General features: G+C 46.7%; 20 protein-coding genes. 10 read left to right on the top strand and 10 right to left on the bottom strand.

The window, feature by feature from the left end:
• Positions 1–8 precede the first annotated feature (8 nt).
• Positions 9–473 (top strand): PepSY-like domain-containing protein, encoded by a 465-nt coding sequence (locus KD145_RS21260; RefSeq protein ID WP_212001479.1) that lies wholly within the window; start codon positions 9–11, stop codon positions 471–473.
• A 675-nt stretch (positions 474–1148) separates the two neighbouring features.
• Here KD145_RS21260 and KD145_RS21255 read toward each other — a convergent pair.
• Complete coding sequence (locus KD145_RS21255; protein ID WP_113615733.1) at positions 1149–2072, bottom strand: AraC family transcriptional regulator; 924 nt, start codon at positions 2070–2072, stop codon at positions 1149–1151.
• Between the two features lie 165 nt (positions 2073–2237).
• Here KD145_RS21255 and KD145_RS21250 point away from each other — a divergent pair, with 165 nt between their 5' ends.
• Both KD145_RS21250 and gyrB read left to right on the top strand, forming a co-directional pair.
• Positions 2238–3920 (top strand): hypothetical protein, encoded by a 1683-nt coding sequence (locus KD145_RS21250; RefSeq protein ID WP_212001477.1) that lies wholly within the window; start codon positions 2238–2240, stop codon positions 3918–3920.
• Between the two features lie 117 nt (positions 3921–4037).
• A complete protein-coding gene (gene gyrB, locus KD145_RS21245; protein WP_212001475.1) occupies positions 4038–6017 on the top strand; it encodes a DNA topoisomerase (ATP-hydrolyzing) subunit B in 1980 nt (659 codons plus the stop codon).
• Between the two features lie 164 nt (positions 6018–6181).
• On the opposite strand, the gene KD145_RS21240 is transcribed toward gyrB, so the two are convergent.
• Both KD145_RS21240 and KD145_RS21235 read right to left on the bottom strand, forming a co-directional pair.
• On the bottom strand, positions 6182–7399 hold the full coding sequence (locus KD145_RS21240) for a tetratricopeptide repeat protein (RefSeq protein WP_212001474.1): 1218 nt from the start codon (positions 7397–7399) through the stop codon (positions 6182–6184).
• A gap of 5 nt (positions 7400–7404) precedes the next feature.
• Positions 7405–8730, bottom strand: coding sequence for an AAA family ATPase (locus KD145_RS21235; protein ID WP_212001473.1), 1326 nt, complete (start codon positions 8728–8730; stop codon positions 7405–7407).
• 291 nt (positions 8731–9021) lie between these two features.
• Between KD145_RS21235 and KD145_RS21230 the strand changes: the two genes are divergently transcribed.
• The 3 genes from KD145_RS21230 to KD145_RS21220 all read left to right on the top strand — a co-directional run bounded on the left by KD145_RS21230 (position 9022) and on the right by KD145_RS21220 (position 14706).
• Positions 9022–9483, top strand: a complete 462-nt coding sequence (locus tag KD145_RS21230; RefSeq protein ID WP_212001472.1) for a hypothetical protein — start codon at positions 9022–9024, stop codon at positions 9481–9483.
• A 347-nt stretch (positions 9484–9830) separates the two neighbouring features.
• A complete protein-coding gene (locus KD145_RS21225) occupies positions 9831–13058 on the top strand; it encodes a carboxypeptidase regulatory-like domain-containing protein (RefSeq protein WP_212001470.1) in 3228 nt (1075 codons plus the stop codon).
• A gap of 100 nt (positions 13059–13158) precedes the next feature.
• Entirely contained in the window at positions 13159–14706 is a 1548-nt protein-coding gene (locus KD145_RS21220; RefSeq protein ID WP_212000915.1) for an IS1182 family transposase, read from the top strand.
• 120 nt (positions 14707–14826) lie between these two features.
• Here KD145_RS21220 and KD145_RS21215 read toward each other — a convergent pair whose 3' ends face one another.
• Positions 14827–15540: an SIMPL domain-containing protein gene (locus KD145_RS21215; RefSeq protein WP_212001469.1), complete on the bottom strand. Its 714-nt coding sequence runs from the start codon at positions 15538–15540 to the stop codon at positions 14827–14829.
• 183 nt (positions 15541–15723) lie between these two features.
• Positions 15724–19095: a transcription-repair coupling factor gene (mfd, locus tag KD145_RS21210; protein ID WP_212001468.1), complete on the bottom strand. Its 3372-nt coding sequence runs from the start codon at positions 19093–19095 to the stop codon at positions 15724–15726.
• A gap of 154 nt (positions 19096–19249) precedes the next feature.
• Here mfd and KD145_RS21205 point away from each other — a divergent pair, with 154 nt between their 5' ends.
• The gene (locus KD145_RS21205; protein WP_212001467.1) at positions 19250–19972 is read left to right on the top strand and encodes a ferredoxin--NADP reductase; all 723 of its coding nucleotides are present in this window, start codon (positions 19250–19252) and stop codon (positions 19970–19972) included.
• 5 nt (positions 19973–19977) lie between these two features.
• Here the strand turns inward: KD145_RS21205 and KD145_RS21200 are convergent, their stop codons facing one another.
• The 5 genes from KD145_RS21200 to dtd form a co-directional block, all read right to left on the bottom strand.
• Positions 19978–20595, bottom strand: a complete 618-nt coding sequence (locus tag KD145_RS21200) for a hypothetical protein (RefSeq protein WP_212001466.1) — start codon at positions 20593–20595, stop codon at positions 19978–19980.
• 57 nt (positions 20596–20652) lie between these two features.
• Positions 20653–22080: a glycine--tRNA ligase gene (locus tag KD145_RS21195; RefSeq protein ID WP_212001465.1), complete on the bottom strand. Its 1428-nt coding sequence runs from the start codon at positions 22078–22080 to the stop codon at positions 20653–20655.
• Positions 22081–22161: 81 nt separating this feature from the next.
• Entirely contained in the window at positions 22162–23118 is a 957-nt protein-coding gene (locus tag KD145_RS21190) for a YihY/virulence factor BrkB family protein (protein ID WP_212001463.1), read from the bottom strand.
• Positions 23119–23154: 36 nt separating this feature from the next.
• A complete protein-coding gene (locus KD145_RS21185) occupies positions 23155–23481 on the bottom strand; it encodes a nucleotide pyrophosphohydrolase (RefSeq protein ID WP_113615746.1) in 327 nt (108 codons plus the stop codon).
• A gap of 53 nt (positions 23482–23534) precedes the next feature.
• Complete coding sequence (gene dtd, locus KD145_RS21180) at positions 23535–23987, bottom strand: D-aminoacyl-tRNA deacylase (protein ID WP_212001461.1); 453 nt, start codon at positions 23985–23987, stop codon at positions 23535–23537.
• A gap of 92 nt (positions 23988–24079) precedes the next feature.
• Here dtd and KD145_RS21175 point away from each other — a divergent pair, with 92 nt between their 5' ends.
• From KD145_RS21175 to KD145_RS21165, 3 genes are all read left to right on the top strand, one after another.
• Entirely contained in the window at positions 24080–24535 is a 456-nt protein-coding gene (locus tag KD145_RS21175) for a hypothetical protein (protein ID WP_212001456.1), read from the top strand.
• A 107-nt stretch (positions 24536–24642) separates the two neighbouring features.
• Complete coding sequence (gene arfB / locus KD145_RS21170; protein WP_212001451.1) at positions 24643–25041, top strand: alternative ribosome rescue aminoacyl-tRNA hydrolase ArfB; 399 nt, start codon at positions 24643–24645, stop codon at positions 25039–25041.
• Positions 25042–25083: 42 nt separating this feature from the next.
• On the top strand, positions 25084–26619 hold the full coding sequence (locus KD145_RS21165; RefSeq protein WP_212001447.1) for a polysaccharide biosynthesis C-terminal domain-containing protein: 1536 nt from the start codon (positions 25084–25086) through the stop codon (positions 26617–26619).
• Positions 26620–26646: the final 27 nt, after the last annotated feature.

Below are 26646 nucleotides of genomic sequence, written 5' to 3'. Positions count from 1 at the left end.
ATCTGATTATGAAAAAGTTGACGTTAATTTTTTGTGCAGTATTGATTACTTCCGGCATAACTTTTGCACAGCAAAAAAAATCAGTTAAAAAAACAAAAACCGTTGCGAAAAAGGTGGAGGCACCTGCAACCGTTAAAAGTTCTTTTGATCAGGCCTTTGCCGGAACTACAGATGCGAAATGGACCAAAACTAGTGCTGGTCACTGGAGCGTCGGTTTCCTCAAAGACAATATACAAACCACAGCAGAGTATGATGCAGATGGAAAATGGATATCCACCAGAAGCACCTACGATGCACAAACACTGCCGGGATCAGTGGCTGGTACACTGAAAGCAAAATATCCGGCTGCCACCATAAAAGATGGCTGGAAAATTGAAAGAGCAGATGTGGCTGCTTACTATAAAGTAAACATTCAGGACAATGGTGCAGAGAAAGCAGTGTTGTTGAACGAAGCCGGCACCGTCACTGAATAATTCAAATTTGTATTTCATAGGTATAGGGATAAATAGGACAGACCCTGCTCTTTTGGGCGGGGTTTTTTCATTTTACATACACCCCATGGCAGATACTGCTTTCCTAATGGTAAGCAGGTAACAACAAGCCCCAAGATCCACTGGTATTGACTTTTATATCATTTCCCTTTTTCACTGCAGTATAGTAACAGTATGGCAGACAAGCTGGCTGGCAGGACTCCTGTCGTTATGGCTGTAGTAAACGGACTACGGTTCTGTTTAAGTGATTTTTGCGGGCATACTCCTGGAAGTCTTTCTTCAACAGATATACGATAACGATCCGGACAAATTAAAAAGTCGCCCCGCAAAAGCAAGGCGACTTTATAAAATCTGGTAAAAAACTTCTCTGGCAATTGTACTTGTGTTCCCTTGGTGTTTGATACGCAAGTCTAAAATTTATGGCTTTACATTTTTAACTGCCAGCCAAGTCTCTTCCCATGGTCAAATCTAATAAGGAAGCTTGTGAGGAACAGCAGATAGATATCTGCTATCGTTTCGTTGACACAAAATAACAACGATAATTCCGCCCTGGCTTTTCAATTCGGGAAAAGAAATGATCAAAGCGGGAAATTGCAAAAAAAAATGCTGACAGGTAAAAGTCCTGCCAGCATTTTCAAACTCTTAATACTTTGATAATCAACGAAGTAACAATTCACAAGGTTTAAGTCCTGTATGTTTTTTGAAAGCAGTAGAGAAGTGGGAGATGCAGGAATACCCCATCAGCATGGCCACTTCGGAAACTGACATCCCTTTTTCATACAGCAACCCCTTGGCCTTTTCCATCCTTTCTTTCTGGAAATAGTCGTAAATGGTGGTACCGTACATGGCTTTAAAGCCTTTTTTCAGGTAACATTCATTCATGGCCACTTTGCGGGCCAGATCACGGATTGTGATAGGAGAGTCCAGCTGCTCCAGTAAGATACTTCTGGCTTTTTCAATTTTTTCCCGGTCTTCCAGATGCGTCAGAAAGCGGCAACCGTAGCGTTCGTCGGGATCGTTCTGCATGAACTGGTCTGAGCTGTACAACAGCAGGTCCAGTGCCCGGCTCTGCAAAAAGATATTCTTCAGGATGCCATCATAGTTGTGATGTACCATGGTTTCCAGTACTGACTTGGATTTGGTGCAGGGCTGGATGGTTTTCACAAATGGCTTACGGGACTGATTCTCAAAAAGAGAGAAAGAAGTCGTATTTTTCTGAAGTGACTGAATGAATGCTGGTTGAAACCTGACGGTGATAAGGTCTACTGAAGGGACCTTGTCTTTACAGGCTTCCTTGTTGCCCTCTGCACACAATTGGTCGGTGCAGGCGGGATTTTTACAATATTTGCTGCCGGCAACACAATAGCGCAGTTCTATTGCGGCGGACTGCCCTCTTTTAGCCGGCTGGTATACTACCATGGCTACGTCTTCCACCGGGAGCGGCTTGTCGTACACAAAGCGCTGCAATGTAAAGTCCAGGCAATCCGGAACCGTCACGCTATCCTCCTCCGCCAGCTGAAGCTGGTCGCTCATGGCGGGCTGCGGAATGGCTAATGCCAGTATTTCCTGAATTTCTTTCACTTTACCTGATGTTTTAAAACCGGGACAAATTTAACACTTCAATTTTAAATCAAATGTATTTTGACAATACACTTACAAAGCATTCCTAACATAAGAGATAATTTCAACATGTTTGAGGCGGTTAGCCACAATCAAATGATATGAATTTTCGTTTATTCTTCACAGATGGAACACAGCAAATCGAAACGCTCCAAGGTACTGAGGATCATATTCACTGCAGCAGCCTTATTAGTCTTACTGGTATCAGGCACCGGTTGGTATCTTAACCAGCACTGGAGCAAGCGCTTACGTAAGGAATTATCTGATTATGTGATCGATTTGTCTGATAGCCTGTACACTGTTCATTTTAAAGACCTTCGGCTCAACGTACTATCCAACAGCCTTACCCTCGAACAGGCCACCATGACGCTGGACTCTGCCGTTTACCAACGTATGAAGGCTGACCACCGCGCCCCGGCAACCATCTACCTCATCCATGTGGAAGAGCTCCGGCTCCGGCACTTCAAACCATGGCGGTATTTTACCGGAAAAGAACTGAATGCCGGCGCCCTGATCGTGACAGGCCCCAGTATCGTAATGGAACAGGACAGCACCGTCACAGATACCACCCGCCCCCGTACCGCCTACGAAAATATATCCGCCAAAATGAAGTCTATTTTCATAGGGCACCTCCGGCTGGACAATACCGATTTCAAATATGTATTTACCCGGAAAGACTCTTCCCGGGTAACTCACCAGTTTCATCACCTGCGGGTAAACGTCAACGACTTCCTGATTGATTCGTTAGCGCTAAACGACCCTACCCGTTTTTTATACGCCCGGAATTACGAGATAGGGATGAAGGATTACATGCGTCCTACGCGGGACAGCCTTTACTGGATGCATGTACGGGGCATTTCCTACGATGCGGCCGAAAGGACTTTTAACATCGGGCAGTTTGAAATACAACCCCGGCACGACAAGGTGGTTTTCCAGCAGCAGACTGGTGTGCAACAGGACCGTTATGAGCTGTTATTTAACGATATCCATGTGTATGATATCGATCCCAGGCTGTTATTACAGGAACAACAGGTATGGGCCCGCCGGGTCGATATCGGCAGTGGCAGGCTGCATATTTTCCGTGACCGGATGCTGCCCATGCCTGCCGGCGACAAACTGGGCCAGTTTCCCAACCAGGTACTGCAAAAGCTGAAATTCCCCCTGAAAATTGATACTTTGATCGGCAATAATGTGGACGTTCAGTATGCAGAGCTGAGCCCTGTATCGGAACAAACGGGGGTAGTGACCTTCAGCCATGTTCACGGCCGGTTTACCAACATCACCAATATTGATTCCGTGATAGCCCGTGACAACCACTGTGTGGCCGATGTGGACGCTATTTTCATGCAAAGTGGCAAACTAAAAGCCCGCTTTGATTTTATGCTCAACAGCCCTTCCGGCAAATTTGAAGTAAGCGGACAGCTGAAAAACATGAACGGCCGGGATCTGAATGTGGCCACCCAGCCGCTGGGTAAAGTGGAGATCCGTTCGTTCAACATCCGGGACCTCAGTTTTAACATCCATGGCGATGAAAGGAAGGCCGCCGGCACTGTCACTCTGTTGTACAACAACCTCCGGATAGCCATCCTGAAGCAGGACAAAGACCATAAGGTCTTTACCCGCAAAGGATTGATGAGTCTTGTAGCCAATGTGATGGTTATCCGGGATAGTAATCCCCTGAAAGGGGAAAAAGTAAGGGTATCTTATCCTGTTCAGGTCAGGGATATACAGAAGTCTTTTTTCAACCTGGTGTGGAAAACATTATTTACCGGTGTAAAAGAAACCGTGGGAGCGCGAAAACTGGGATAAAAAAGTAGCATCCACCCCACCCAAAAACAGCTATTCTTTTATGGAAATAAGGCTTATTTTTCGTATTTTTGCATGATTGTCTACCGTTTTTATTTCTAAAAGATTTTACACCAACATATGAGCGAAGAATTAGTGCAAGCACCCAGCCCCAGCAACAGTTATGATGCGGGAAGTATTCAGGTATTGGAAGGATTGGAAGCGGTGCGTAAGCGCCCTGCCATGTACATAGGCGACATTGGCGTCAAGGGTCTTCACCACCTGGTATATGAGGTCGTGGACAACTCCATTGACGAAGCCCTGGCTGGCTATTGCAAAAATATCGATGTAACGATCTGCGAAGATAACTCTATTCTGGTAAAGGATGATGGTCGTGGTATCCCCACCGGCATCCATCCGAAAGAAGGACGCTCCGCCCTGGAGGTGGTAATGACCGTGCTCCATGCCGGCGGTAAATTTGACAAAAATACCTATAAAGTATCCGGCGGTCTGCACGGGGTGGGTGTCAGCTGCGTAAACGCACTGAGTAGCGTGCTGCATGTGACCGTACAAACTGAAGGCAAACTGTTTGAACAGGAATACCACCGCGGTATCCCTCAGTATTCAGTACGGGAAATCGGGGTGAGCGACACCACCGGTACTACCGTTCACTTCAAACCGGATGATGAAATATTCAAGGAAACGACCTACAACAAAGAAATTCTGGCCGGCCGTCTGAGAGAGCTGGCTTACCTGAACCGTAAAATCCGCATCACCCTGTCTGATGAGCGCGAAAAAGACGAACAGGGCAATATCTTCACAGAAACCTTCTACAGCGAAGGCGGTATCCGTGAGTTTATTCAGATGCTCGACAAAAATGGCCGTCGTAACGCACTGCTGCCAGCACCTATCTACGTGGAAACCCACGACCCAGCCTCCAATGTAGCTGTGGAAGTAGCCCTGGTGTACAACGATGCATTCAGTGAGAACATTTTTTCCTACGTTAACAATATCAACACCATCGAAGGGGGTACCCATGTGGCCGGTTTCCGCCGCGCCATCACCCGCGTGTTCAAATCCTATGGTGACAAAAACAAGCTGTTTGAGAAATCAAAGGTAGAAGTAACCGGCGATGACTTCCGTGAAGGCCTGAGCGCTATCATCAGCGTAAAAGTACCTGAACCTCAGTTTGAAGGCCAGACTAAAACCAAACTCGGCAACTCCGATGTAATGGGAGTAGTAGACAGCTCCGTAGCTGCCGTACTGGATGCCTTCCTGGAAGAAAATCCCCGCGAAGCCAAAACCGTTATCAATAAGGTAGTACTGGCTGCCCAGGCCCGTGAAGCGGCCCGTAAAGCCCGTCAACTGGTACAACGCAAGAGCGTAATGACCGGTAGCGGCCTGCCAGGTAAACTGGCCGACTGTTCCGACAACGATCCTGAAAAATGTGAGCTGTTCCTTGTCGAAGGTGACTCGGCGGGTGGTACTGCCAAACAAGGCCGTAACCGTAACTTCCAGGCTATCCTCCCGCTCCGTGGTAAGATCCTCAACGTGGAAAAAGCCATGGAACACAAGATATACGAAGACAACGAGATCAAAAATATCTTCACCGCGCTGGGTGTAACCATCGGTACTGAAGAAGACGATAAAGCACTCAACCTCTCCAAACTCCGCTATCATAAACTGGTCATCATGACGGATGCGGACGTGGATGGTAGCCACATCGCCACCCTGATCCTTACCTTCATCTTCCGCTACATGAAAGCCATGGTAGAGCAGGGCTATGTTTACATCGCCCAGCCACCGCTGTACCTCGTTAAAAAAGGTAAAGATCACGTGTATGCCTGGACAGAAGAACAGCGTAAAGCTGCTACTCTCCAGCTGGCCGGCGGCGGTAAAGAAGACAGCGTAACCATACAGCGTTATAAAGGTCTTGGTGAGATGAACGCAGAACAGCTGTGGGATACTACCATGGACCCGGAAAGACGTACCCTCAAACAGGTGACCATCGAAAGCGCCGCTGAAGCAGACCGCGTATTCAGCATGCTGATGGGTGATGAAGTACCTCCCCGCAGGGCCTTTATCGAGTCTCACGCGAAGTATGCGAAAATCGATGCATAACGCTAACTGTGATTGATGTGATACTACTGATGCTCCTGATGGAGCGAAGATAAAAGCGAAGAGCCCACTGATATTTCAGTGGGCTCTTCGCTTTTTATTATGTTGATCTCCATATTGATCTTCGCTCATCAGGAGCATCAGTAGTATCACATCAATCACAGTTGTTATTCTCTTGTTATAAGATAATTGGCCAGGAACTGATACAAAAAGATTCCAATCAGCATAACGACCACGAATATATTTTCCACATTGTTGGTGAGGAAGGTAAAGCCAATGCCGAGCAAACCAATAAACGTCAGGGCCAGCGTATATATGAGAAATATCTTCCTGCTTTTGGGTGATTGTGGCGTATACATGCTGGCCACGGGCAGCATCAGCACGCCGGTACAGATGGCAATCGCGAGCAGTCCGGGAATGGAGGTGAGCCAGTAGGCACCTGCCGCCAGAAAAGCGGTGAGCAGGAGACCGCCCACCCTATTGGACACTTTCGTTTGTTCGCGCGTGAGCGCATAACGACCATAAGGATTCAGCCTCAGAAACAGGTTGCTTACCGGTACTATCAGCCAGGTAGACAGGGCCACCAGCGCCAGCAGCACATATAGCGGGAAGAACACCTGGCTGGCTATCTGTGTCAGTACCAGTATACCAATAATGACCAGCCACTGTGTGCCCGCCTTCAGCCGACCCATAAAAAATGCGTAGTTCAGAAACTGGCGATACAGCCAGTAGTGGGCCTTCATGGCCTGCACCATCCCGTCTTTGGCCCATTGCTGGCCAGGATCTATTTTCAGTGATTCCCTGAAATGTTCCAGCGACTTACCATGATCGCCGGCCTCCAGCCATTTCCAGCCCAGATTGGCGTGGGTATAGGCATTTTCCGGATTATGCTCCAGGGCTATGCCAAGATTAGAAAAGGCTTCTTCCTTTCTGCCCAGATTAAACAGGGCATTGGAGCGCAGATTAAGACAGATCAGGTTTTCCGGGTCAACGGCCAATCCTTCTTCTGCTTTCTGCAACGCTTGCGCATAGTCTTTTTTAAACAGCAATATCTGACTCCACATACCAAAGTAATCGGCATGATGGGGATTAATAGCCACCGCTTCACTGATAGCCTGTAAGGCCTCCGGCAGCTGATTTTTATTGAGTGCCAGCCGCGCCCTTAAATATAAAAAGCGGTCATCGTCCGGGGCAAAGCCGAGCGAGCTGGAGATCACCTGGGCAGCCTCTTCGGGCTTATCCATCTCCATATAACAAATGGCCAGCAGAAAAAGCGCATCAATATCATTGGCGCTGGTACTGAGGTATTGTTTTAAAGTGGTAAGTGCATCCTGATAACGCCCTTGCTGCAACAGCAACTGGGCACGCTGAATGAGTACAGCCATAAATCTTATTTCTTAATATCCAGGTATTTGAGCACATCATCATACAATCCGGCCTCGTTGGAATACAGGGCATAATTACGGGCTGTATTAAACCATTCCCTGGTGGTAGGTTTGTGTGTTTTGATGGCTTTCACCAGTTCTTTTTGTGATATCGGTTGTGGTACACCTTTCTGCAGTGCTTCCATGAGTTTATCTTCGATGGCAATGTCCACGATAGCTTTCAGATCGGCGCCGGAGTAGCCGGCGGTAGCTTTGGCCAGTGCTTTGTAATCCACGTCGGACACCGGTTTGTTGCGGAGCTGCAGTTTAAGGATGGCTTCCCGGCCGTCGGTGTCGGGTGGTGCCACGAAGATGATCCTGTCGAAGCGGCCGGGGCGTCTGAAGGCAGGGTCGAGGCTCCAGGGAGCATTGGTAGCACCGATGATCAGCACATTTTCGTTATCGGCTGCGATACCATCCATTTCGGAGAGGAACTGGTTGATGAGGTGACTGGCACCGCTATTGCGCATAGAAGTGCGGTTGGCGCCCAATGCATCTACTTCATCAAAGAAAAGCACGCAGGGCTTGCGCTGGCGTGCCAGTTCAAACAGGCCATGGAGATTCTTTTCACTGTTGCCGATCCACATATCCAGTACATCGTGGATGCCCACGTTGATAAACTCCGCCTGTATTTGTCCGGCAGTGGCTTTGGCAAGATAGGTTTTACCACAGCCCGGAGGACCATATAATAAGATGCCACCACCAGCCTTTTTACCATAAGCCTTGTACAGGTCAGGGAATTGCAGCGGCTTGATAATTTTAAGGTCTATTTCCTGTTTCTCTCTTTCCATGCCACCCACGTCGGAGAAGTTGATGTCAGGCTTCTCCATGGTAAAGATCTTGTCGGGATCTTCATCCTCTTCCTCATCAAGCGTAAAGCTTTGTTGCTGTTGTGGTAAACGGAACTGAGCATCGAGCGCTTCATCACGGAAGCCGGGATTCAGCAGCAGGAGGTGCTGGTAAACATCTTTTGCTGCCTGGAGGGAGTTTTCCTTTACCAGGATGCGGCAATGCAGCAACAGCGCATCGAAGTGGTCTGGTTCATGATGTTCCAGTTGTTCGAGTACGACTATGGCGGCAGAATATTTTTGCTGATGATAGAAAGTACGGGCTAGTCCCAGTTGTGCAGCGGTATTTTCGGGTGAGAGTTCCAATACTTTGCGGTATTGTTCTTCGGCTTGCACATATTCATAATCCTGTAACAGCACCTGGGCGAGGTGTAAGCGTAAGGGCACATTTTCCGGAGAAAACTGCACGGCTTCCTGTAATTGTTTGACTACTTCCGATGACATAATGTGCTATATATTTTAAACTCAAGCAGTAATAATACGGAATTACGCCACAAAAATATTGTTAATATTGACGCAGGCCATTTTAGTATGAGGTGCAATATTACCCTATCATTTATTATTATTTTATTTAATTTAAAAAATATTACATATATTGCACATGAATTTATCCCTATGCCCGTATACTAACCGGTACACCTACTTGTTCCTATAAGTCAGCTGGCCATGGCCTTTTTTGCCAGCCAGCACCGGTCTATTACATGTACGGCAGGACAGCACACTAAAACCAGACATATGCGTTTAAAAGTCTTCGTATGGGCCGTTATTGCGATTGTAGTAGGAGCGGGACTGACCAGTTGTTCCAAAAAGAAAGAAGCTACACCGGATGGCCACTTCGCTTTTAAGTTGGGAGATATCACCTATCAGTCCAATTCCACCCAGGGTTATATGACAGATACCGTTATTGCTGGCAAAAGAACGCTGATAATAGATGGTGTTACCAATAATTTCGGCAAACATATGGAGCTGATGATCACTTTTCCAGGCAATGTACAGCCGGGAACATATGATGAACAGGCCGGTGTAATGACGCTGATGGACATTCAGCAAAAAGAGAGTGGTTATATCTCTAAAACACTCTCCATCAAACTTGAAAGCATTAATAGTAAACAAGCGGAGGGTACACTCTCCGGCACCTTGACCAGTGGTGAAATAGAAAAACCTTTAACGGACGGGACTTTTAAAGTCTACTTTTAAGTAATCAACGTTTTTTGCAAAACGCGAACCCTGTCTTTTAAGGCAGGGTTTTTTAATTTAACATTATCAGACACAACCCTTTAGCCATTTTCGTATATACGTTAAAGTTATATTAATAAAGTTATTGTTCATGTTCGGTTAACAATTCTTTTCTAGTACATTTCAGGTTGATTCTTAACATACTTTTCATATAAAATACTAAACATAATACTATCTAAACCCATTTTAAATCGAAAACAGCTAGTTTAAGATCATTTTAAGTACTCCTTAACAATTTGGTAATGATCTGTTAACATTCTGGTTGCTTTGGAGTAGTTGCTTTGCACCTGTAAATACTTACAGGCTTTATGAAATCAATTGTCACGCTATTAGCGAGCATTCTTGTAATTTTATTTTGTAACAGCGCCCAGGCGCAGATTACTACTTCGATTGTTACCGGTAAGGTATCAGATCCGAGCGGACAGGCTATTCCCGGGGTGACCGTAGTGGTAGTAAATACCAGCACCGGCATCAAAAACGGTACTCAAACCAACGGCGATGGCCGTTATATTGTACCCAACCTGAATCCGGGCGGTCCTTATACAATTACCGTATCTTTCATTGGCTATAAAAAAGAAGTGAAGGAAAATGTGAACCTCGGACTGGGTTCTATCAGCTATAACTTCAAACTGCAGGAAGAATCCACAGCGCTGAGCGAAATCGTGGTAACCGGCAATACCGGCAGCAAAACCGGCGGCACCAAAATAGGACAGGAGCAGATCAAATCCTTGCCTACACTGAGCCGCAGCCTGCAGGACCTCACCAAAGTAACTCCTCAGAGCAACAACAACTCATTTCTCGGTACCAACTACCGTTATAACAACGTAACCGTTGACGGTGCTATCAACAACGACGCGATCGGCTTCAGCCCTTCCCTCGGTGGACAGAGCGCTACCAGCGGTCAGCCAGGCAGCAGCACCCGTACTAACCCTGTATCTCTCGATGCGATCCAGGACGTACAGGTATTACTCGCCCCATTCGACGTGAAAGTAGGTAACTTCCTCGGTGGTAGCGTAAACGCTGTAACCCGCAGCGGTACCAACGAAGTACACGGTTCCGTATACGGTTATGGCCGTAACGCCTCCATGATCGGTAAAAACAAAATCGGTGACGGCTCCAAACTGCCCAGCGATTTCCACGAATACCAGTCAGGTGTACGCGTAGGTTTCCCTATCATCAAAAACAAACTGTTCTTCTTCACCAACGAAGAAGTAACCCGTCGTGTAGACCCGGTGATCCTCGCTGCAGGTTCTGCTGATGGTGGTGGCGTTCTCACTGAAAAAGATGCTAATGACATCACTGCCCTGATGAAATCCTATGGCGTTGACATCGGAACTGCAGGTAACACCAGCATCTACTCCAACTCCAATAAATTCTTTAACAGAATCGACTGGCATATCAACAGCAAACATCAGCTGTCTGTTCGTAACAACACCATCACTTCTGAAGCTACCAACCTGGAACGCGACCAACAGAACTTCCGTTTCCAAGGCATCGACTTCAAACAGGTGAACAACCAGTCTTCTACTGTAGCAGAGCTGAAAAGCAATTTCAACAACAACCTCTCCAACAGCTTAATCCTGGGTTATTCCAATATCCACGATTACAGAAGTCCGTTGTCTGATCCTGCTACTCCGCAGATCCAGATCAAAGGCCGCACTCCTGGTTCTACCATCTTCCTGGGTACTGACCGCGAAGCCAGTATCTTCAACATGAAACAAAAAACCTTCGAAATCACCGACAACGTGACCATCTTCAAAGGTAACCATACCATCACTGTAGGTACACACAACGAGTTCTACAACATCACCTATGGTTTTGTAAACTCCTGGAACGGCCGTCTGGACTACAACAGCGTAGAAGACTTCCTCGCTAACAATCCAAGCCGCGTACGTGGTAACTACAACTACGCCAACAACTCCCGCGACTATATCTGGAACAATCCTCCGGCACAGTTCAAAGTAAACCTGCTGAGCCTGTACGGACAGGATGAAATCCAAATCACTGACCGCTTCAAAATCACTCCAGGTATCCGTTTAGACTATACCGGTATTCCTAACAAACAGCCGCTGAGCGACAAAACCACTAAAGCTCCGGTTGATGCAAACTACGGTACTACCTACACCTACACCAAACCTCAGGATATCAAAAACAGCTTCCTGAATAATGTACAGATATCTCCGCGCTTAGGCTTCAACTATGATATCAAAGGTGATAACAGCCTCGTACTCCGCGGTGGTACCGGCCTCTTCACCGGCCGTATTCCTTTCGCATGGTTAGGTTATGCTTACTACAACAACGGTGTTACCTATGGTGCTTACGACCAGAAATCCTCTACACCGTTTGTTAACGGCCCGCTGCCTGCTGCTAAACCATCTCCCAATGGTATCGCTGATTTCGCAGCCCAGAATGGTGTAAAAGTAAACGATCCTGCAGGCGCTACCCAGGTAGACCTGATCGACAACAACTTCAAAATGCCACAGGTATGGAGAAGCAGCCTGGCACTGGAATACAACACCCGTGACCAATGGAAATTCAGCATCGAAGGTATCTACACTAAAGTAGTGAAAGACCTGATGTTCCAGCAGATCAACCTGGTAGACAATCCTACCTACTACGCATATGATGTAAACAAACAACAACCTATCTTCTCCGGTAAAAAAATCAATCCGCTGTACACCAACGCTTACCTGCTGTCTAACACCGACAAAGGTTACCGTTACAGCATCACCGGTCAGATTTCCAAATCCTTCCCATTTGGTCTGAACTTCATGACTGCCTATACTTACGGACAGGCTAAAGATCTCACCAACGGTATCCGTAACTCTATGGAGTCTAACTGGCAGCTGAACCAGGCACTGAATCCAAACAATCCAGGTCTGGCTTACTCCAACTTCGATATCCGTCACCGTATCGTAGCTACTGTTGGCTACAAACAGGACTGGGGAACTAAAGGCAAATGGGTTTCCAACTTCTCTGCCTTCTTTAACACTTCTTCCGGTTTACCATATACTTACGGTTTCGTAAACGCCACTATCCAGGGTACACCACAGCAGGTGAGCCTGGCTTACATCCCGAAAGATGTTGCTGAAGCTACCAACTTCTTCACTGACATCGCCGGTGGTAAAACTGCTGCACAACAGGCTGCTGACTTCATGACCTATGTAGACGGCAACAAATACCTGAACGGCCGCAAAGGTGAGTTCACTGAACGTAACGGTGGCCGCACACCATGGAACACACAGGCAGACTTCCGCTTCAGCCAGGATTTCAACTTCAAGCCTCGTAAAACCATGCACACGCTCACACTCACTTACGATATCGTGAACGTTACCAACCTGCTGAACAAAGACTGGGGTATTCAGTACTTCTCACCAAATACCTTCAACTCTTCTGCCAGCGTTGGTCTGACACCAACCGGAAAAGTTGTGAACAACTATCCTACTTACAAATTCGATACTCCGACTTCTTCTTATTCCAAAGATTTCTTTGGATCCCGTTACCAGATGCAGATCGGTCTGAGATACAGCTTCTAACATAAAGCTTCGTAAAACAAAAGGGGGTGTCTCAAAAGACACTCCCTTCTTTTTTTTTGGGGGGGGAAATCTGCGGGGTAGCTTTTTCCGTTTTTATAGTATGCCCAAAGGAAAAACACTATCAGTAGTCTTTAAAGCCAATCAGCAGCACCAGGCTATGCTTTTCCCTCCCGAGATTGGGGATCTGATAGCCGAGAATCACCCAGTTCGTGTGGTGGATGACGTAATAGAAAAGATCGATATAACTTTATTGCTGAAGCGTTATAAAGCAGGAGGAACCAGCAGTTACCATCCCAGGATGTTATTGAAAGTCCTTATTTACGCTTATATAAATAACATTTACAGTAGCCGTAAAATAGAGGAGGCACTAGGCCAGAACATCCACTTTATGTGGCTTAGTGGTATGAGTAAACCCGATCATAATACGATCAACAGGTTCCGTGGTGAACGCTTGCAAAAGGTATTACAACCTATATTCACCCAGGTGGTATTGTTGTTATGCGAAGAAGGCTTACTGAACATAAAAGAACTGTACACTGACGGGACAAAGATAGAATCGCAGGCAAATCGCTACAGTTTTGTATGGAGCAATGGCATTAAGTACAGTAAAGAAAAAATAAAACAGCAGCTTAATGACTTGTGGAAATATGCACAATCAGTGGCAGCTTCAGAATTGGGTGATGATACGGACCCATCCGGATATGACAAAATCGACAGTGAAAAAGTCAGTAAAACAATAGCGGCCATCAATGACGCCCTCAAAGAAAAACCCATAGACAAGCGGATCAGACAAAAGCTGGGATATGCTCACCGTAACTGGCCTTCAGCGTTGGATAAGTATGAGCAACAGGAACAAATAATAGGCTCTAACCGCAATAGCTATAGCAAAACAGATCCCGCCGCTACCTTTATGCGTATGAAGGAAGATCATATGAAGAATGGTCAGCTTAAACCAGCTTATAATCTCCAGATAAGTACTAATAATCAATACATCGTCAATTACAGCCTTCATCAGCAGTCCACGGATACATCAACTTTAATCAGTCATCTCCTGCAGTATATACGGTTATATAAACGAGTGCCCGCCAATATTACAGCGGATGCAGGGTATGGCAGCGAACAGAACTATCAATGGTTGGAAAACAGGAGAATTACGGCTTATGTTAAGCATGCTTCCTTCGATCGCAACCAGCACCGGTCAACTAAAACCAGGGAAATGTTCAAGGCCCAAAACCTACCCTACAATGCTGAAAAGGACCACTATATCTGCCCTGCCGGCCAGCGAATGCGTAGAAAAAGTACGTTCCCAAAAACAACTAAAAACGGGTACGGGCAAACAATAACTACTTATCAAGCCAGAACATGCGAAGGATGTACATTACGGCAGATGTGTCATGATCAACAAACAAATCGCATCATAGAAGTAAATCATAATCTAAATCGTCTTAAGGAGCTGGCTGACAAACGATTAAAAGGAAGAAAAGGAATACAGAAGCGTAAACAACGTTGCCATGACGTGGAATCTGTCTTCGCAAATATTAAGCATAATCATGGCTTTAAAAGATTTATGCTAAAAGGGATGGATAAAGTGTCAATCGAAATGGGATTAATGGCTATGGCACACAATCTTAGAAAGAAAACAGCATAAAATCAGGTTAACCCTTCACTTCTAAAAATGGAAACTGGAGAATCATTATAACAACCGGAATTTATAAAAAAGAAGCCGTCTCTTGTTTTGAGACGGCCCCTTTTGTTTTATGGGGTTAGTTTATTTGATGCCGAAAGTAGTTCTTACTTCAGCGCGGATTTTGATGGTTTTGAATTCGATGTCGGAAGAATAATTTTCACCGGCTGCATCAGCAGATTTGTACATAACAACGTTAGTCTGCATTTGCGGGCGGAAATCAGTGAAGTTGTCGGTGCTTATTTCCTGTACTTCGATGATACCGTCGAGTGTATTACCGATAGCAGCCAGCATATATTCAGCTTTTGCTTTGGCAGCCTGCATGGCTTTGATCTTTACTTCCTTACGGTATTGCTCCATTTTGCTGGAAGTATAGGAAGCGATACGGGTACTCTCAATACCTTCTGCATCTACTGCACCGAGGATGCTGTTAATTTTATCCAGTTTGTTGAGTTTAAGACGATATTGTTTGCGGGCCATAAATTCCATGGGATCTTTTTTCTTACGGATGATCTCATAGTTAAAGCTGTTTATATTTTCAATGGTGAGGCTTTCCTTTGGCAGACCTGCATCAGCAACTGCTTTTTCCAGTTGTTTTTCCAGCGTAGTGATGTCTACTTTGTTTTTGCTTTTTACATATTCTTTCAGTGTGATATCGAAATAGATTTCATCCGGAGTGATGATCATTTCTGCAGAACCGTTGACCTCAATTTTTTTAACTTGTTTATTGTCGGCCTGTTGGGCGAAAGTGCTCAGAGTTAAGAATAATCCAGCGGCTAATAACATTACCTTTTTCATGTGTCTTTGTTTTTCTATTTAAAAAATTTGTTTTCGTTGCTTTTAACACCCTCATGATGCGGAGGAAATAAAGGTTTCCATAAAAGCGATGAAAAAAAATTTCCATCCTCATCAAATGGCAATAAAAGCAATCTATTTCACTTTGTAAATGAAACGATTACACACAAAAATTGTTACAAAAAATTATTTACGGCTGTCGGTTATGCCTTTGAGGAAAGCATAGAGATCGTCCATATTACGGATACGGTTTACTACCAGCATGAAGTTTTTGCCCACCTGTTTGAGTTTGGCGTTATTCACACGGGTTTGTATATACGTTAATATATGGTGGAACGTGGGAGATTCGAAATAAGGGGAATCCGGGTTATTGATAAAATAGCAGCGTAAGTTTTCTTCCTTGAGCATCATTTTCTCGAAGCCCAGCTGGATAGCCATCCAGCGGCAGCGGATCATGGTGAGCAGGTCTTTTACCGGCTCAGGCAGCTGCCCAAAGCGGTCTACCAGTGCTTTCTCGAAGTGCTGCAGGATGCTGTCTTCTGTGATATTGTCCAGTTCCTGGTACAGGTTAAGACGCTCCTGGATGCTTTCTATATAAGTATCAGGGATAAGAATTTCGAGGTCTGTATCGATGGTACAGTCGTTGACGAAATCCTTTTTCTCTTCCAGCTGTTCTTTAAAGAGGTCGCGGAATTCGTTCTGTTTCAGTTCACGGATAGCTTCGTCCAGGATTTTCTGGTACATATCGAAACCTATTTCCGCCATGAATCCGCTTTGTTCACCCCCCAGCAGGTTACCGGCACCACGGATATCGAGGTCGCGCATAGCGATCTGGAAACCGCTGCCCAGTTCACTGTGTTGCTCCAGTGTTTGCAGGCGTTTACGGCTGTCAGCAGTGAGCGTGCTCATAGGCGGAGCAAGCAGGTAGCAAAACGCTTTTTTGTTGCTACGTCCTACGCGGCCACGGAGCTGGTGCAGATCGCTCAGTCCGAAATGGTGGGCATTGTTAATGATGATGGTATTGGCGTTGGGAATGTCCACACCGCTTTCCACGATATTGGTACATACCAGTACATCATATTTACGGTCGATGAAATCCAGCACTACTTCTTCCAGATGGTGTCCTTCGAGCTGGCCATGGGCCGTGGCGATAGACAGATCGGGACACAGACCCTGTATGAGGCCGGCCATTTCGGCGAGACCTTTAACACGATTGTGCACAAAGTAAACCTGTCCACCTCTTTCCGTTTCATAGTAGATCGCTTCACGGATAGCGTCCTGGTTGAAGACCTGTACTTCCGTATCAATAGGCTGGCGGTTAGGCGGCGGCGTATTGATAATGGAAAGGTCACGGGCACCCATCAACGAAAACTGCAGCGTACGCGGTATAGGCGTTGCTGTTAGTGTGAGGGTATCTACGTTATGCTTAAACTGTTTGAGCTTTTCTTTGGCGGAAACACCGAATTTCTGTTCTTCGTCTACAATCAGTACGCCCAGGTCTTTGAACTTCACATCTTTGCTCAGCAGGGCATGGGTACCGATGATAATATCGATTTTCCCTTCCTGCAGACGTTGGAGTGTTTCCTTCTTTTCCTTGGAAGATTTAAACCTGTTGATATAATCTACTGTGCAGGGGAAATCCTTGAGACGCTCTGAAAACGTTTTGTAGTGCTGGAAGGCCAGGATGGTGGTAGGTACCAGTATAGCAGCCTGTTTTCCATCTACGATGGATTTGAAGGCAGCGCGGATGGCTACTTCCGTTTTACCGAAGCCCACGTCACCGCAAACGAGGCGGTCCATAGGAGCGGGGCCTTCCATATCCCTTTTCACGTCGGCCGTGGCCTTGCTCTGATCAGGTGTATCCTCATAGATGAAGGAGGCTTCCAGCTCTGTTTGCAGGTAAGTATCCGGACTGTGTGCAAATCCCTGCTGGGCTTTACGCACGGCGTACAGCTGTATCAGGTCTTTGGCGATATCTTTTACCTGTGTTTTGGCTTTTTCCTTCAGCTTGTCCCAGGCATCGCTGCCCAGTTTGTTGACACGGGGCTCTACGCCTTCCTTGCCGGTGTATTTGCTGATCTTGTGCAGGGAGTTGATATTTACATACAACAGGTCGTTGTTTTTGTAAATAATACGGATGGCTTCCTGCATCTTCCCGCCCGATTCAATCTTCTGTAATCCGCTGTATACGCCCACACCGTGATCGATATGTGTTACATAGTCGCCAGGCTGCAGTTCCCGCAAGGTCTTCATGGTAATAGCCTTGTTTTTGTTGTAGGCCTGTTTTACCCTTGACTTGTGGAAACGCTGGAATATCTGGTGGTCTGTATAACATACCAGTTTCAGGGAATGATCGATATACCCGTTGCTGATAGCCACGGGGATAGGGAAGAAGACGAAGTCTGCTTTCAGGTCTTCGAAGATACTGCGCAGGCGTTCGAGCTGGCGCGGGTTATCTGCGAATATGAAGAGGGAGTATTTGCTATTGTTGTGCTGGCCGAGGTCTTTGAGGAGCAGGTCGAACTGCCGGTTAAACACCGGTTGTTCCTGGGTATCAAAGGTAATGGTTTCCGGTTGGATACCATTTTCCGGGAGATATTCTTTGTTGCCGAAAACGATGGTGGTCTTTTGCAGCAGCTGTTCCATCAGTGGGGCTGCTTTTTCGAAGTCGTCGCTGTTGAGCGTCATATCTTCATCATCGTTCACCTTTACCTTCTGACCGGTTTGTAACCAGTCGTCCAGTCGTTGTTCCATCTGTTCCACCACATCCCGGATATAGGCCGGGTCTTTCATCCATACGATGGTATTGGCGGGCAGAAACTCCACCAGTGATGTTTTCATATGGTCAACCGTATGGGTGTCCATATTGGCGATGAGCGTCACCTGTGTAAGTTTACGCTCACTCAGCTGGCTTTCCGGATCGAAGAGGCGGATGGAGTCGATATCTTCCCCGAAAAGTTCGATACGGTAAGGTTTTTCATTACCGAAAGAGTAGATATCGAGGATACCACCTCTCAGTGCGTACTGGCCGGGTTCATACACAAAATCGGTATGTTCAAAGCCCCAGGCCACCATTTTCTCCAGCAGGGGATCTACTTTCAGTACATCACCTACTTTCAGCTGAACCATGTTGGTACTGAAAGCCTTGCTGCCGGCCACTTTCTCCCAGAGTGCTTCGGGATAGGTGACCAGTATTTTCTTCCGTACAGTATCACCGGAGAACTTCATGAGCGCTTCCGTGCGCAGCATACTGTGGCTGCTGTTGAGCTCCTGGAACTGTCCGGTTTTTTTGAAAGAGTCGGGGAAGTAGAAGATATCCAGCGCCTGGCTGAGACTTTCCAGATCGTTCTGGAAATAGGCTGCCTCCTCTTTATCATTCAAAATAAAGAGATGGTTCGCATCTGCATTAGCCCAGGCGGTAACTGCCACAAAATTTATTGCACTCCCACTGAGGGAAGAAAGCTGAAAGTATTGTGGGGTGGGCGATTGAATGCCTTTCACCAGCGACTGCAGGCGAGCATCACGTTGATATAATTGTAATACAGCCTGTAAATTCATGAAGGTGGCAAAGATACGAACATTTGTTTATTTGGTTATTTAGAAATTTAACTATTGGGTTTTGGACCCTTGTGGGTTCCTAAATGGGGAAATATTCAAATGATAAAATGCCAAAATGTTTTGTTATATTCAATGACACCAAAATCATTTTTCCATGCAGGAGATATGGCATACAGGCATTGTTACCCGGCTGGTAGATGAAACACCCAATACCCGGCGGTTCTGGGTCCGTGTGCCCGAGCTGGAAAGCTTTAATTTCAAGCCGGGACAGTTTGTTACCCTCGACCTCCCCATCCACGAAAAAAAGAACAAACGATGGCGTAGTTATTCCATTGCCTCGCACCCGGATGGCACTAATGAATTTGAGCTGGTAATCGTATTACTGGAAGGCGGGTTGGGCAGCACCTATCTTTTCAATGAGATCAAAGAAGGAAGCACACTGCAGCTACGTGGGCCCCTGGGCGTATTCACACTGCCGGAAAACATGGAGAAAGACCTGTTCCTCATCTGTACAGGCACGGGCATAGCCCCTTTCCGGTCTATGGTCCAGCACATTCTCCTGCACCAGCTGCCACATCCAGAAATACATCTTATTTTCGGTTGCCGTTATGAAGAGGACCTGCTGTATGCTGAAGAAATGCGGCAGCTGGAAGCTCAATTGCCTGGTTTTCATTACCTCCCTACGCTGAGCCGTCAGGAAGACTGGAGCGGCCACAAAGGGTATGTACACAGCATCTACGAAGAGATACTGGCCGGAGAGAAAAAACCCGCCAACTTTTACCTATGCGGCTGGAAGGCGATGATTGATGAAGCCAAACAACGCATCACCGCCATGGGCTACGACCGGAAAGATATTCACCAGGAACTGTACGGGTAACTGTTTTACCAGCAGTAGCCAAAACCCAGGTCCAGATTGGGCGTTACCCGGTTAGACGAAAACATCAGCATTCCCCCGATCTTCATCATAAAATGCCGCTTGAAATGCCGGCGCCATGCTGCGGCAGTCCATCCCACCAGGGTGCGATCGCTGGCTCCTTCTTCAAACCATAATGAATCGCCAAACAGGTAGGTCATGCCAGCACCCAGTTCCGCACAATTTTTATCCGGCTGCCCCACTACATAATTGAGGCCCCCGAAAATACTGGGGCGGTTGGGAACAGAGAGGTAGTGCCGGCCTGTATCCACCTCTACACTGCCATTCCAGCGGGGACGGCTTGGCTTGTCAGCCCAGCTGTCCCGGTACTCCGGAGCAAAACCGATGCCCATGCGCGCACCCAGACCGGTACGGCGCCTGGTAAAACGTACATCATAGTTGAGCCCGAAACCGCAGGCAGGACTGAAAAGGCTACCATACAGTGCATGTGGCCATATTCTGGCGTCAGCAGCAGCTGTTACAAGGGTGTCAGCAGAGAAACGGGGTTGCGGTGTTTTTTTGCGCTGGGCAAAGAGGGTAGTACAACAAAAAACAAAGGCTACAGCCATTAATATTCGTATATGCATAGGGGTAGGGGATATATACGAAGTTTAACGACTGTAGCCCGGATATGTTACAATGTATTACATGATCTTATTCATAACAATATTCCTTACCTCGGTCAGCGGAACGCGTTCCTGTTCCATGCTGTCGCGGTGACGGATGGTAACAGTACCATCTTCTTTAGTCTGGTGGTCTATTGTTACGCAGAAAGGCGTACCGATGGCATCCTGACGGCGATAGCGTTTACCAATACTATCCTTTTCTTCATAATAACAGTGGAAGTACTGTTTGCACTCTTTTATCAGCAGTTGTGCCGCTTCTGGTAATCCATCTTTCTTAGTTAACGGGAAAACAGCCAGTTTGATCGGAGCCAGTTTGGCGGGCAGTTTCAATACTACACGGCTGTCTGCTTTTTCCGGGGTGCTCAGGTCCTGCTCTTCGTAAGCATTGCAGATCACCTGCAGGAACATACGGTCCAGACCGATAGAAGTTTCTATCACGTAAGGCACATAGTTCTGGTTGATCTCTGTATCAAAATACTGGATTTTCTTTCTGCTGTATTCCTGGTGTTGTTTCAGGTCGAAGTCAGTACGGGAGTGGATACCTTCCAGTTCCTTGAAGCCGAATGGGAATTCGAATTCGATATCCACCGCGGCATCGGCGTAGTGAGCCAGTTTAGCGTGGTCTTTGAAGCGATATCTGGCTGGATCGGTGCCGAGGCTCAGGTGCCACTGCATACGCTCTTCCTTCCATTTCTCATACCATTCCTGTTGTGTGCCAGGGCGTACAAAGAACTGCATTTCCATCTGTTCAAATTCACGCATACGGAAAATAAACTGACGGGCTACGATCTCGTTACGGAAAGCTTTACCTATCTGTGCGATACCGAAAGGCACTTTCATCCTGCCGGTTTTCTGCACGTTGAGGAAGTTTACAAAGATACCCTGTGCTGTTTCAGGACGCAGGTATATTTCATTGGCTTCATCGGTTACGCTGCCCAGCTGGGTGGAGAACATCAGGTTGAACTGACGTACTTCGGTCCAGTTGCAGGTGCCGCTGACACTACATTTAATTTTATTGTCTTCGATCAGGGTTTTAAGGCCTGCGAAGTCGTTTTCTTTCAGGAGTTCGTCCATTTTGGCCAGCAGGGCATTGCCTTCCGCTTCCGGCAGTGTTTCGGCAAAGGCCTCCAGCAGGTGGTCTACCCGGTAACGCTTGTTGCTGTCCTTGTTGTCGATCATTGGATCGCTGAAGTTGTCCACATGTCCGGATGCCTTCCAGATGGTAGGATGCATAAAGATGGCAGCATCGAGCCCCACGATATTTTCGTGCAGCTGGGTCATGCTCTTCCACCAGTAGTCCTTAATATTTTTCTTCAGCTCCGCGCCGTACTGACCGTAATCATAAACAGCGCTCAATCCATCATATATCTCGCTGGATGGAAAAACAAAACCGTATTCTTTACAATGCGATATAATCGCCTGGAATTTATTCTGATCTGTAGACATAGTGGCGCAAAGATAAATGCCAAATTTGAAAATATGTTTGTAATTATTATATAATATGTAATGCCATTACTGGCAGTAAATTCAACCTTCTTCCACTTCATTTTCCTTAACCGGCCGCTCATACGGCACTTCTACCTGTTTTACCCATACAGCATAGTCGTTAGGATAGATCTCCCTTCCGAAATGCCGGATGTACACCCGGGTGAAGACAGCCCCAAAATACAGGATAGCTGCGGAATAATACACCCACAACAGTATGATAACCACCGAACCGGCTGCTCCGTAGGTGGAGCTGACCTTGCTGGCACCCAGGTAATACCCGATGCCGAATTTACCGATCATAAACAGTACTGCGGTCGCAATAGCGCCTACCACCACATCTTTCCACCTGATACGGGCGTCCGGCAATACTTTAAAGATGATGGAAAACAAGATGGTAATGACTATGAAAGGCACTACCAGATTGGCCACATATACGATCACGGTGGTGGTCAGTTTGGTGGGTATGAGCCGGTAGAGCACATTCTGGAAGAGCTCCACCAGACCATTGATAGCCAGCGATACCAGCAGAATAAAGCCCATGCTCACTACCAGCGAAAAAGACAACAGCCGGTTGAGCAACATACGCAGCAGGCCATTTTTCTTAGGCTTCGACTTCAGTCCCCAGATAAAGTTAATGGAATCCTGGATCTCAGCGAATACACCGGTAGCACCGATGATCAGGGTCACGAAACCCACCATGGTAGCCCAGTTCATATCGTTTGACAGGGTAGCATTACGGATCATGGACTGTATCTGTAGGGCGGCTTCGCTGCCTACCAGTCCCTGTATCTGGCCATAGATGCTGCCTTCCACCGCTTCCTTGCCCAGAAACAGATCACAGAAAAAGATGATAATGATAAGCATGGGCGCTACGGAGAAAATAGTGTAGTAAGCCAGTGCAGCACTGAGTTTCAGTACTTTACCATCTATAAAAGCGCTGGCCGACTCTTTCAGCACTTTCCAGTACAGTTGTATTTTTCCTGTCGTTCTGTTCATGCAATAGGTTTTATAGGCGGAGTGGGGTAGTGGTGATTATTTTAATTTCGGGTTGCTGGTATGTCTGGTAGCATCCCTGATATTTTTCTTTTCGAAGTTTTTCTCCAGAGCCACCGTCATGTCTATACCGGTTTGATTGGCGATACAGAGTAATACCCACATCACATCGGCCAGCTCATCGGCCAGTTCTCTTTTTTTATCACTCTCTTTAGCAGACTGATCGCCATACTGCCGGGCCATTACACGGGCTACTTCTCCCACTTCTTCTGTAAGAATGGCCATGTTGGTCAGTTCACTGAAATAGCGTACACCGGTGGTGTTGATCCAGTTGTCGATCTTTTCCTGAGCTTCCTGTATAGTCATGGATAATGGATTAAAGTTTTAAAGATAACGGATTGTATGAACAATGGTTTAATCTACTCGCGGTTATGGCTATCGATGATAATGGTGACCGGCCCATCGTTGATCAGCGCCACCTTCATATCAGCGCCGAAGATACCACGCTGGATGGTGGTACCCAGGTCCTGTTCCAGCTGCAGAAACATTTTCTCATACAGCGGAATAGCCACATCGGGTTTACTGGCACGGATATACGAAGGTCTGTTTCCTTTTTTGGTGGAGGCATGCAGCGTAAACTGGCTTATCAGCAGAATGTCGGCATGCATATCTTTCACGGAAACGTTCATTACGCCATCGTCGTCGTTGAAGATGCGCAGGTTGACGATCTTGCTGCTTAACCAGTTGATATCCTCCTGCCCGTCGGCATCTTCGATGCTCAGCAATATCACAAGTCCCTGGCCTATCTGACCGGTGACTACCCCATCTACAGTGACCGATGCCTGCGACACACGCTGTATGACTACTCTCATATTTATCCTGTTTAAGAAAGCGGGAAATTAATACAATCAGGCGTAACATTTTCCGCTTTTACACGCTTAACGTTTACCAAAATCAAAATATTATGACCCGCCTTCTACCCTGTATTCTGTTTATTGCCCTGTTGATAAGTGCCTGTAGCAATAAAAGCAAGAAAGATGAAGACCCCTGCGGCAACTGCTGCTACTTTAGCGAGCCTTTAAGATTCCGGCTGGTAGATGCCAGAACAGGGGAAGACCTTGTATTTGGTCCTCATGCCAATATATCTTCAGATAGCATCCGGTTTATTTACGATGATAAACAAGTACTGGAGACACGCCAGTCGCCCTGGGATAAAAATGTGCTTTATGGTCCTGAATCCTGGCCACGTTTACAGTTGGAGGTGGGCAGACCCGGAAAAATGACACGGGAAAAACTCACCATCACCCCCAAAAGTAATGGCTGTTGTACAACCTCCATTCAGGCTGTTACACTGGGAGAAAACCCTGTTTCCCTGACAAAAGATTCAGCAGGCGTTTATCTGATCCCTTACTCCCTGTAAGGCTATAAACTGCAAAGGCACAACACCATTCCCGGGCGGATTTCAGAGAGATTTAATAAATTGCCTCCCTATTTGTGTAATTTTGCATTATAAAAAACAATCATACAATGAACATTGACGTTACACCTGAGCTCACATTCCGTACGGCCCGCAGTGGCGGTTCGGGCGGGCAAAATGTGAACAAGGTGGAAACCATGGTGGAAGCCTATTTCAACATAGAAGCCTCCGCCCTGTTAACCCCCGAACAAAAGCAGACACTGCGCGAGAAACTGGCCAACCGTATCAATTCAGAAGGAATGCTGCTGGTAAAATCACAGACAGCGCGTACCCAGCTGGGCAACAAACATGAGGCTATCTTCAAAATCAATGATTTAATCAACAAAGCATTGATACCACGCAAGAAAAGGGTAGCCACCAAGCCCTCCAAAGCTGTTATTGAAAAACGGATCCAGTTTAAAAAGCGCCTGTCGGAGAAAAAACAGCAGCGCAGAGGAAATTTTGAGTGACAGCGCAGCACTAATTCGTAATTTGCATAAAATTTTCAGGGTTTGAGCAGCATCAAGAAACTGGCAGGACAGACGGTTTATTACGGTTTGAGTAACATAATGAGCAAACTGCTCAATTATTTCCTTACTCCTTTTTACCTCGGTATTTTAACGAAGGCCTCCTTTGGGGAGATGTCTAACGTATATGCCTATATCCCTTTTGCCAATATTGTGCTCACCTATGGAATGGAGACGGCCTTTTTCCGGTTTGCCAAAAAAGAGAACCAGGCGCATGTGCTGGGTACGTCCACCATTTCACTGCTGATATCGACTTTATCTATCACCGTACTGCTGCTGTTGCTGAAGGGGACGGTGATCAACTCCTATACAGGAGAGCTGGCAGGGCTTACCGGGCATCCGGCCTTTTATACCTATGTGGTATTGCTGATGGCTTTTGACGCCCTGACGGCCATTCCCTTTGCCCAGCTGCGGCTGGAGGGCAGGCCGGTGCGGTATGCTGCCATCAGGCTAGCCGGCATACTGACGACTATCTTCTTCAATATCTTTTTCCTGGCCATCTGTCCCAAACTGGCTGCAGTCGGCTATCAGTGGGTACCCAACCCGCATAGTGGAAGTGACATGACTGGTTATATCTACCTGAGCAATATGCTGGGCAGCGCCATCACACTGGTGCTGTTCCTCCCACAGATCCGGCGGATAGAATGGAAATTTGACCTGGCCCTCTGGAAGCAGATGCTTCATTACGCCCTGCCCCTGATCATTGTGGGCATGGCCGGCATGGTCAATGAAACCTTTGACCGGGCCTGGTTTCTGCCTCAGTTCCTGCCCGGCAACAATATGGAGGCCAAAAAGGAAATTATCGCACTGTATAGCGCCAACTATAAACTGGCCATTCTGATCACCATGTTCATACAGGCGTTCCGGTTAGGAGCAGAGCCTTTTTTCTTCAAACAGGCTGAAAGCGACAATCCGCAACGGGTATATGCCCGTATCATGAAGCTGTTTGTAGTGATGCTATGCCTCATGTTCCTCTTTGTAAGCCTTTATCTTAATGTCTGGAAAGCATTCCTGCGTACTCCCTTCTATTATCAGGGGATGCGTATTGTGCCGGTGCTGCTGCTGGCCAACATGTTCCTGGGCATCTATTATAACCTGACCATCTGGTTCAAACTGACAGACCGGACCAAAACGGGCGCAGTGATCACGCTGATCACGGCTGTACTGGCTTTTCTCTTCAACTACTGGTGGATACCGGTAATGGGCTACTATGGCGCCGCACTGGCCACCATGGTATGTTATTTTATCCAGATGGTGATATGTTATGTACTCGGACAAAAATATTATCCCATCCCTTATCATCTTCCTAAACTGATCACCTACATTGCTGTGGCAGTGCTCACCTATTACGTATATAGCTGGCTGAATGCCAAAGTACTTTCTCCACGCGACATCTATGCACTGAAGCCATTGTCGCTGCTGGTAGCCACCGCTTTCTTTGGCGCCTATACGTGGTTTATCTTTCGGATGGAGAAGAAGGAATTTGCCAGGATGCCGTTTATCGGAAAATACATCAGGTAATTTAGGGATTTGGAGATTTAGATATTT

This window comes from Chitinophaga sp. HK235, assembly GCF_018255755.1.
Classification (GTDB): domain Bacteria; phylum Bacteroidota; class Bacteroidia; order Chitinophagales; family Chitinophagaceae; genus Chitinophaga.
Note: the sequence above shows the minus strand (reverse complement) of the source record. Positions and strands in the feature narration are given on the sequence as shown.

Bases quoted from the DNA above. Each gene is read 5' to 3' on its own strand.
- KD145_RS21260 (WP_212001479.1), top strand. From the start codon at position 9: ATGAAAAAGTTGACGTTAATTTTTTGTGCAGTATTGATTACTTCCGGC.
- KD145_RS21235 (WP_212001473.1), bottom strand. From the start codon at position 8,730: ATGTCATCGGAAGTAGTCAAACAATTACAGGAAGCCGTGCAGTTTTCT.
- KD145_RS21220 (WP_212000915.1), top strand. From the start codon at position 13,159: ATGCCCAAAGGAAAAACACTATCAGTAGTCTTTAAAGCCAATCAGCAG.
- dtd (WP_212001461.1), bottom strand. From the start codon at position 23,987: ATGAGAGTAGTCATACAGCGTGTGTCGCAGGCATCGGTCACTGTAGAT.
- KD145_RS21215 (WP_212001469.1), bottom strand. From the start codon at position 15,540: ATGAAAAAGGTAATGTTATTAGCCGCTGGATTATTCTTAACTCTGAGC.
- KD145_RS21200 (WP_212001466.1), bottom strand. From the start codon at position 20,595: ATGCATATACGAATATTAATGGCTGTAGCCTTTGTTTTTTGTTGTACT.
- KD145_RS21205 (WP_212001467.1), top strand. From the start codon at position 19,250: ATGCAGGAGATATGGCATACAGGCATTGTTACCCGGCTGGTAGATGAA.
- KD145_RS21240 (WP_212001474.1), bottom strand. From the start codon at position 7,399: ATGGCTGTACTCATTCAGCGTGCCCAGTTGCTGTTGCAGCAAGGGCGT.
- KD145_RS21230 (WP_212001472.1), top strand. From the start codon at position 9,022: ATGCGTTTAAAAGTCTTCGTATGGGCCGTTATTGCGATTGTAGTAGGA.
- mfd (WP_212001468.1), bottom strand. From the start codon at position 19,095: ATGAATTTACAGGCTGTATTACAATTATATCAACGTGATGCTCGCCTG.
- KD145_RS21190 (WP_212001463.1), bottom strand. From the start codon at position 23,118: ATGAACAGAACGACAGGAAAAATACAACTGTACTGGAAAGTGCTGAAA.
- KD145_RS21185 (WP_113615746.1), bottom strand. From the start codon at position 23,481: ATGACTATACAGGAAGCTCAGGAAAAGATCGACAACTGGATCAACACC.
- KD145_RS21175 (WP_212001456.1), top strand. From the start codon at position 24,080: ATGACCCGCCTTCTACCCTGTATTCTGTTTATTGCCCTGTTGATAAGT.
- gyrB (WP_212001475.1), top strand. From the start codon at position 4,038: ATGAGCGAAGAATTAGTGCAAGCACCCAGCCCCAGCAACAGTTATGAT.
- arfB (WP_212001451.1), top strand. From the start codon at position 24,643: ATGAACATTGACGTTACACCTGAGCTCACATTCCGTACGGCCCGCAGT.
- KD145_RS21225 (WP_212001470.1), top strand. From the start codon at position 9,831: ATGAAATCAATTGTCACGCTATTAGCGAGCATTCTTGTAATTTTATTT.
- KD145_RS21250 (WP_212001477.1), top strand. From the start codon at position 2,238: ATGGAACACAGCAAATCGAAACGCTCCAAGGTACTGAGGATCATATTC.
- KD145_RS21195 (WP_212001465.1), bottom strand. From the start codon at position 22,080: ATGTCTACAGATCAGAATAAATTCCAGGCGATTATATCGCATTGTAAA.